General features: G+C 72.1%; 7 protein-coding genes. 3 read left to right on the top strand and 4 right to left on the bottom strand.

Going from position 1 to position 7,140, the window contains the following annotated elements; all coding sequences use genetic code 11:
* Positions 1-139: 139 nt before the first annotated feature.
* The 4 genes from infB to rimP form a co-directional block, all read right to left on the bottom strand.
* Entirely contained in the window at positions 140-3,397 is a 3,258-nt protein-coding gene (gene infB, locus ACZ6QO_RS03850; RefSeq protein ID WP_465847390.1) for a translation initiation factor IF-2, read from the bottom strand.
* Positions 3,398-3,548: 151 nt separating this feature from the next.
* A complete protein-coding gene (locus tag ACZ6QO_RS03845; protein ID WP_465847389.1) occupies positions 3,549-3,842 on the bottom strand; it encodes a YlxR family protein in 294 nt (97 codons plus the stop codon).
* Entirely contained in the window at positions 3,826-4,839 is a 1,014-nt protein-coding gene (gene nusA, locus ACZ6QO_RS03840; protein ID WP_465847387.1) for a transcription termination factor NusA, read from the bottom strand. The genes ACZ6QO_RS03845 and nusA overlap by 17 nt, the downstream gene beginning before the upstream one ends.
* Before the next feature lie 11 nt (positions 4,840-4,850).
* Positions 4,851-5,369, bottom strand: coding sequence for a ribosome maturation factor RimP (gene rimP, locus ACZ6QO_RS03835; protein ID WP_465847386.1), 519 nt, complete (start codon positions 5,367-5,369; stop codon positions 4,851-4,853).
* A gap of 185 nt (positions 5,370-5,554) precedes the next feature.
* Here rimP and ACZ6QO_RS03830 point away from each other — a divergent pair, with 185 nt between their 5' ends.
* The 3 genes from ACZ6QO_RS03830 to ACZ6QO_RS03820 all read left to right on the top strand — a co-directional run bounded on the left by ACZ6QO_RS03830 (position 5,555) and on the right by ACZ6QO_RS03820 (position 6,818).
* On the top strand, positions 5,555-6,070 hold the full coding sequence (locus ACZ6QO_RS03830; RefSeq protein WP_465847384.1) for a hypothetical protein: 516 nt from the start codon (positions 5,555-5,557) through the stop codon (positions 6,068-6,070).
* On the top strand, positions 6,067-6,543 hold the full coding sequence (locus ACZ6QO_RS03825; protein ID WP_465847382.1) for a ferritin-like domain-containing protein: 477 nt from the start codon (positions 6,067-6,069) through the stop codon (positions 6,541-6,543). Before ACZ6QO_RS03830 ends, ACZ6QO_RS03825 begins: the two co-directional genes overlap by 4 nt.
* Before the next feature lie 83 nt (positions 6,544-6,626).
* Positions 6,627-6,818, top strand: a complete 192-nt coding sequence (locus tag ACZ6QO_RS03820) for a DUF4236 domain-containing protein (protein ID WP_465847380.1) — start codon at positions 6,627-6,629, stop codon at positions 6,816-6,818.
* Positions 6,819-7,140: the final 322 nt, after the last annotated feature.

Genomic DNA, 7,140 nt, shown 5'->3' with positions numbered 1-7,140 from the left:
ACAGGACAGCATAGCGGACGGCCTCTAGCCCTACCCCTGCCCCGTCTCTTTTCCCCCCCCCCCCCCCCCCCGCCCCCCCCCCTCCCCCCCCCCCCCCCCCCCCCCCCCCCCCCCCCCCCCGCCTTGTCTTCCGCCGCCGTCAGGCGCGCGGCTTCTCCCGCATCTCGAACGTCTCGATGACGTCGTCGATCTTGATGTCGCTGTAGCCGACACCGATGCCGCACTCGAAGCCCTCGCGGACCTCGGTCGCGTCGTCCTTGAAGCGGCGCAGCGACGAGACGGTGAGGTTGTCGGCCACCACGACGCCGTCGCGGATGATCCGGGCCTTGCTGTTGCGGGTGATCGTGCCCGAACGGACCAGACAGCCCGCCACGTTGCCGATCTTCGGGACCTTGAAGACCTCGCGGACTTCGGCGGTGCCCGTCTGGGCCTCCTCGAACTCCGGCTTCAGCATGCCCTTCAGGGCCGCCTCGATCTCCTCGATCGCCTGGTAGATGACCGAGTAGTAGCGGATGTCGACGCCCTCGCGCTCGGCCAGGTCGCGCGCCCGCACCTCGGGCCGCACGTTGAAGCCGATGATGACGGCGTTGTCGTCCGCGATCGCCAGGTTGACGTCGTACTCGGTGATGGCGCCGACCGCGCGGTGGAGCACCCGGAGGCGCACCTCGTCGCCGACGTCGATCTTGAGCAGCGCGTCCTCCAGGGCCTCCACGGAACCGGAGACGTCACCCTTGATGATGAGCTTGAGCTCGTCGACCTTGCCCTTCTCCAGGTCGCTGAACAGCTCTTCGAGCGTACGGCGGCGGCTGCTCCTCGCCATGTCGGCGATGCGCTGCCGGGCCGCCCGCTGCTGGGCGATCTGGCGGGCCATGCGGTCGTCGGAGACGACGATGAAGTTGTCGCCGGCGCCCGGGACGGCCGTCAGACCCAGCACCAGGACCGGACGCGACGGGTCGGCCTCGGTGACCTGCTCGCCGTTGTCGTCCAGCATCGCCCGGACGCGGCCGAAGGCCTCGCCACAGACGATGGAGTCGCCGACCCGCAGGGTGCCGCGCTGCACGAGCACGGTCGCCACGGGGCCGCGGCCCTTGTCCAGGTGGGCCTCGATCGCGATGCCCTGGGCGTCCATCGTCGGGTTCGCCCGCAGGTCGAGCTCGGCGTCCGCCGTCAGCAGGATCGCCTCGAGCAGATCGTCGATGCCGAGCCCCTGCTTCGCGGAGATGTCGACGAACATCGTCGAACCGCCGTACTCCTCGGCGACCAGACCGTACTCGGTGAGCTGCGCCCGGACCTTCATCGGGTCCGCGCCCTCCTTGTCGATCTTGTTCACCGCGACCACGACCGGGACCTCGGCCGCGTGGGCGTGGTTGAGGGCCTCGATCGTCTGCGGCTTGACGCCGTCGTCGGCGGCGACCACCAGCACGGCGATGTCGGTCGCCTGCGCACCACGGGCACGCATGGCGGTGAACGCCTCGTGACCCGGGGTGTCGATGAAGGTGATCTTGCGGTCCTGGCCCTCGTGCTCGGTCGCGACCTGGTAGGCACCGATGTGCTGGGTGATGCCACCGGCCTCGCGCGCCACCACGTTGGTGTTGCGGATGGCGTCGAGAAGCTTGGTCTTACCGTGGTCGACGTGACCCATGACCGTCACGACCGGCGGTCGCGGCGCGAGGTCGCTCTCGTCGCCCTCGTCCTCGCCGAACTCGATGTCGAAGGCCTCGAGAAGCTCGCGGTCCTCCTCCTCCGGGCTGACGACCTGGATGACGTAGTTGAGCTCGGCGCCCAGCAGCTGCAGGGTCTCTTCGTTCACCGACTGGGTGGCGGTCACCATCTCGCCGAGGTGCAGCATGATCTGCACCAGCGAGGCGGGGTTCGCACCGATCTTGTCGGCGAAGTCGGACAGCGAGGCTCCGCGCGGCAGGCGCAGGGTCTGGCCGGTGCCGCGAGGGACCTGCACGCCGCCGATCGAGGGGGCCTGCATGTTGTCGAACTCTTGACGCCTCTGGCGCTTGGACTTGCGGCCACGGGTCGGACGGCCGCCGGGACGCCCGAAGGCTCCCGCCGTGCCACCACGGCCACGACCGCCGCCGCCACCGGGACGACCGGCGAAACCACCGCCGCCACCGGCGCCCGCGCCGGCGCCACCGCCGGGACGGCCACCGGTGCCCGTGCGGGGACCGCTGAAGCCGCCGCCACCGGGACGACCGGCGCCACCGCCGCCGCCACCCGGACGGCCACCGCCGCCACCGGGACGACCGCCGCCACCGCCGGGACGGCCACCGCCGCCACCGCCGCCGCCCTGGCCGGGGCCGGACGGGCGAGAAGGCATCATCATCGGGTTCGGACGCGGGCCACCGGGACGGGGACCGCCCGCACCGGGACCGGGACGCGGTCCGCCGGGGCCGGGACCCGGACGCGGACCGGCCGCTCCGGGCGGGCCGGAACGCGCGCCCGGAGGACGCGGCATCGCGCCGTCGCGGGGACCCTCGCGGCGCGGCTCGCGCGGACCGGCGCCGTCACGGCGCGGCTCGCGGGGACCGGCGTCACGGGGGGCGCCGTCGCGACCGGGAGGGCCACCGCCCTCACGGCCCGGACGCGGCGGGCGCTGGCCCATGCCGCTGGCGTTCGAGGAGAACGGGTTGTTACCGGGACGCGGGCCGCGCGGACCCGGCTTGGGACCGCCGGAACGGGGAGCGCCGGGCGCCGGGGCGCCGGAACGCGGACCCGCCGGGGCGCCAGGGGCGCCCGGAGCGGCGGGAGCGCCGCCGCCGGACGCGGAGGGCGCGCCGGTGCGCGGGGCGGGACCCGGACGGGGGCCCGGCTTGGGACCGGGACCGGGGCGCGTGCCCGGAGCGGCCGGACGGCCCGCGTCGGAACGCGGGGCCTCGAACCTCGGGGCCTCGGAACGCGGCGCATCGGGACGCGGCGTCGCGGGGCGGGGAGCCTCCGGACGAGCGGCCTCAGCGCGGGCGGCCTCGGGACGCGGCGCCGCCGGACGGGTGGCCTCCTGCGGAGGCTGGTTGACATGGGGCATCGGCACGGGCGGGCGCGGTGCGACGTTCGCCGGACCTTGACCCTGCCCCTGGCCTGGGCGCGGGCCCGGACCTGGACGTGGGCCGGGACCCGGCCGCGGAACCGTCTGACCCGGCGTCGCCGCGCCGTTTCCGGCCTGGCTGGGAGCCGGCCGGGGGGACGCCTTGGGCGCCCTGGACGACCTGTCGCCGCCCCTGGAATCGGAGGACCCCTTGAGGGCCTCCGTAAGCTTGCGGACCACCGGCGCCTCTATCGTAGAAGACGCCGATCGCACGAACTCGCCCATTTCTTGGAGCTTGGCCATCACGACCTTGCTCTCTACTCCGAACTCCTTGGCGAGCTCGTAGACTCGGACCTTCGCCACTGCACTCCCTAACTCGGCCCGGGAGGCTGTGCCGCCGGACCGTCTCTACCTGGACGTACTCATCGCCGCATGCTCATCAGGCGCTCATCGCTATCTGACCCGCCCATCGACTCGGCGTCCTACATGACAGTTGGTAACCATTCACCCGGTCCTACTCGGCGTCAAGCCCCACCAGATGAGCTCGCAGACACGCCACGTCGAGCGCTCCCGCGACTCGGAACGAACGCGGAAACGCTCGGCGACGTTCGGCGAGCTCCAGGCAGCTCAGTGCCCGGTGCAGATATGCACCACGGCCCTGCAGCCGTCCTCGCTGGTCAGGAATGATCTCATCCCCGACCACCACCAGGCGGAGCAGCTCGGACTTTACCGCGCGAACCCGGCAGCCCACACACGTTCTCAGCGGGGCCGCCCGGCCACCGTACTCAAGCTTACCTTGTGGAGGCATCGGCGGGACCGACCGCATCCCCCGCAGCGGCGGCCTGAGTATCGGGCCGGATGTCAATGCGCCATCCGGTGAGGCGAGCGGCTAGACGGGCGTTCTGCCCCTCTTTGCCGATCGCGAGCGAGAGCTGGTAGTCGGGAACGGTCACCCGGGCGACGCGACCTTCGAGATCGATCACCTCTACATGGGAAACCCGCGCGGGCGACAGGGCATTCCCGACGAAGTCGGCGGGATCGTCCGACCAGTCGATGATGTCGATCTTCTCGCCGTGCAGCTCGGTCATGACGTTGCGCACCCGCGACCCCATGGGGCCGATGCAGGCGCCCTTGGCGTTGACCCCGCCCCTGCGCGAACGGACCGCGATCTTGGTGCGGTGGCCGGCCTCGCGGGCGATGGCGGCGATCTCGACCGTGCCGTCGGCGATCTCGGGGACCTCCAGCGCGAAGAGCTTCTTCACCAGGTTCGGGTGCGTGCGCGACAGCGTGACCGAGGGGCCCTTGTGGCCCTTCTTCACCTGCACGACGTAGCAGCGCAGCCGCTCACCGTGGATGTACTCCTCGCCGGGCACCTGCTCGTTGTGCGGCAGGATGGCCTCGATCTTGCCGAGGTCGACCAGCACCACCCGGGGGTCCTTGCCCTGCTGGATGACCCCGGCGACCAGCTCGCCCTCGCGGCTGGCGAACTCACCGAAGTTGATCTCGTCCTCGGCGTCCCTGAGCTGCTGCAGGATGACCTGCTTCGCCGTGGTCGCGGCGATGCGGCTGAAGTTGCCGGGGGTGTCGTCGTACTCCCTGGCCACCCGGCCCTCGTCGTCGAGCTCCGCAGCCCAGATGGTCACGTGGCCGGAGCCGCGGTCGAGCTCGGCGCGGGCCTTGGGCGCCGCGCCCTCGGTGCGGAAGTAGGCGATGAGCAATGCGTCCTCGATCGCCTTGACGACCAGGTCGAAGGAGATGTCCTTCTCCCGCTCCAGGCTGCGCAGGACGCTCATGTCAATGTCCACAAGGCTCCCCCCTAGCCCTCGTCGCCGTCGTCGTCGCCGGCGTCGTCTTCATCGTCCAACACGTCATCGTCGAGCCGGCGGAACTCCACCTGCACCCGTCCTTTGACCAGCTCGTCCCACAGCAGCGGGCGCGAGGCCTCCCCCGCCGAGATCTCGACGCCGGTGTCGCCGACGGCCATGACACGGCCCTCCAGCGAGCCGCCGTCGCGCAGATCGGCCTTCACCAGCCTGCCCTTGGCGCGGCGCCAGTGGCGCGGCTCGGTCAGCGGGCGGTCGACCCCGGGCGAGGAGACCTCCAGCACGTACGGGCTGCCGCCCATCACGTCGCTGTCGTCGAGCGCCTGCGACACCATCTGGCTGATGTCGGCGACCTTGTCCAGGCTCACGCCCTCGTCGCCGTCAACGATGACACGCAGGAGCCGCCGCTTGCCGGCCGGGGTGATCGTGACATCCTCAAGATCGAGGCCCTCGGCGGCCGCGACGGGTTCAAGAAGCTTGATCAGGCGGTCACGTCGAGCGTCTGAGCCCATGCTGACCTCCCAGTTGTTTTAACGGTCGTCTCAAATGACGGCCGAATGCGTACCTCGCCCAACGGTTCACCAGCCTATCGACACCGGGGCACGGAAAGAGCGTCACTCGGTCACCCACCGGGCGACGCGCCGTACGATGCTATGTGCCAAGCCAGGAAAAGCCGTCATTCACAGGAGGCCGCACCGTGCGTCAGCGTGCCCTGACTCGGCGCGCGGTGCTGCGCGGCGCCGCGGCCGCGGCCGTCGCCGCGTCCGCCACCGGCTGCGCCGGGCCCGAGTCCGCGCCCCGCTCCGCGCCCACGCCGCGGCCGCCCGATCCCGACACCGTGCTGCTCACCAGCGTCATCGCCGACAAGGAGCAGACGGTGGCGCTCTACCGGCAGGCCGCGCGCTCGGGCGCCAAGGTCGCCGCCACGCTGCGCCCGTTCCAGCAGCGCCACGAGGCCCACCTGGCCGAGCTGCGCCGCCGCCTGCCCGCGCCTGTGACGCCCGCGACGACCTCGCCCACGCCGTCGGCCTCCGCGGGGGCCTCCGCCTCGGGGGCGGCGGTCTCGATCGGCACGCTGCGCGACAGAGAGCGCAAGGCCGCGGCCGCGCGTCCCCGGCAGATCGGCAAGGTCTCTCCCTCTCTCGCGCAGTTGCTCGCCTCCATCGGCGCGTGCGAGGCCGCCCACGCGGCGGCGCTGGCGAGGTCGTCGTGACCGACGCCGTGGGCGAGCTCAACAAGGTGCTGGCCGCCGAGCACGCGGCGGTGTACGCCTACGGCGTCGTCGGCGCCCGGACCTCCGGCGGCAGGCGCTCGTCGGCGACGGCGGGCTACAACGCCCACCGGGCCAGGCGCGACCAGATCCGCGGGCTGATCACGGCCAGGGGCGGCACCCCGTCCGAGGCCGGGACGGCCTACGAACTGCCGTTCCCGGTGACCGCGGCGCGCGACGCCGCCCGTCTCGCCGCGCTGGTCGAAGACCGCGTGACGGCGGCCTACCTCGAACTGGCCGCCGTGGACGACCCTTCGCTGCGGCGGCTGGCCGCGCTGGCCATGCAAGAGTGCACCGTGCGTGGGTACGGCTGGCAGCCGGTGATCGCGGCGCTGCCGGGCCATCCGGCGCCCGCGCCGGCCGCCTCGCCGAGCGGCCGGGCGACCACTTCCCCGCCCGTTTCCCTCGACCAGTAAGGCACTTTCTCCCATACGTCCACGTTTGCGAACGGTGTTCGGGGTAGTTGCTCGTCCATCGGAACACACGGAGGGCAGCAAAGATGGGCTGGAGTTACCGTAAGTCGATCAAGATGGGGCCGTTCAGGCTCAACCTGTCGCGGAGCGGTGTCGGGCACAGCTATGGCGCACGAGGCTTCCGTGTCACCAAGACCGCCGACGGGCGGCGCACCATAACCGTGAACCTTCCGGGCGGCTTCCACTGGCGCAAAACCCTCGGCGGCACCCGCAGCTAATCCAGTGACCGGCGCACCCCCTCGGGTGCGCCATCCCTCGTCCACCCGATGGAGCACTCCCACCGTCGGCGGGACGGTGACCGGCCCACCCCCCGCCGGGTGCGCCATCCCCCATCCACCCGACGGAGTACTCCCACCGGCGCCGCGTCGGCGGGATGGTGGACGGCGAAGGCCGGCGCCGCCCTACGGCGCGGAGCCAGCGCACCTCACCGGTCATCCACTGGACAGGTCGCCGGGGCCGGGCTCCGGCGTCATGAGCCGCGTGCCGTGCAGTTCGACTCTGACGTGGCACGCGTGAGGGGCTCGCCGCCTCAGGCCGAGA

This window comes from Sphaerisporangium sp. NPDC049457, from assembly GCF_055586705.1.
Note: the sequence above shows the minus strand (reverse complement) of the source record. Positions and strands in the feature narration are given on the sequence as shown.

What these genes read in the sequence shown, in the direction of transcription:
- ACZ6QO_RS03820 (WP_465847380.1), top strand. Translation starts at nt 6,627, where the DNA reads ATGGGCTGGAGTTACCGTAAGTCGATCAAGATGGGGCCGTTCAGGCTC.
- ACZ6QO_RS03845 (WP_465847389.1), bottom strand. Translation starts at nt 3,842, where the DNA reads ATGCCTCCACAAGGTAAGCTTGAGTACGGTGGCCGGGCGGCCCCGCTG.
- rimP (WP_465847386.1), bottom strand. Translation starts at nt 5,369, where the DNA reads ATGGGCTCAGACGCTCGACGTGACCGCCTGATCAAGCTTCTTGAACCC.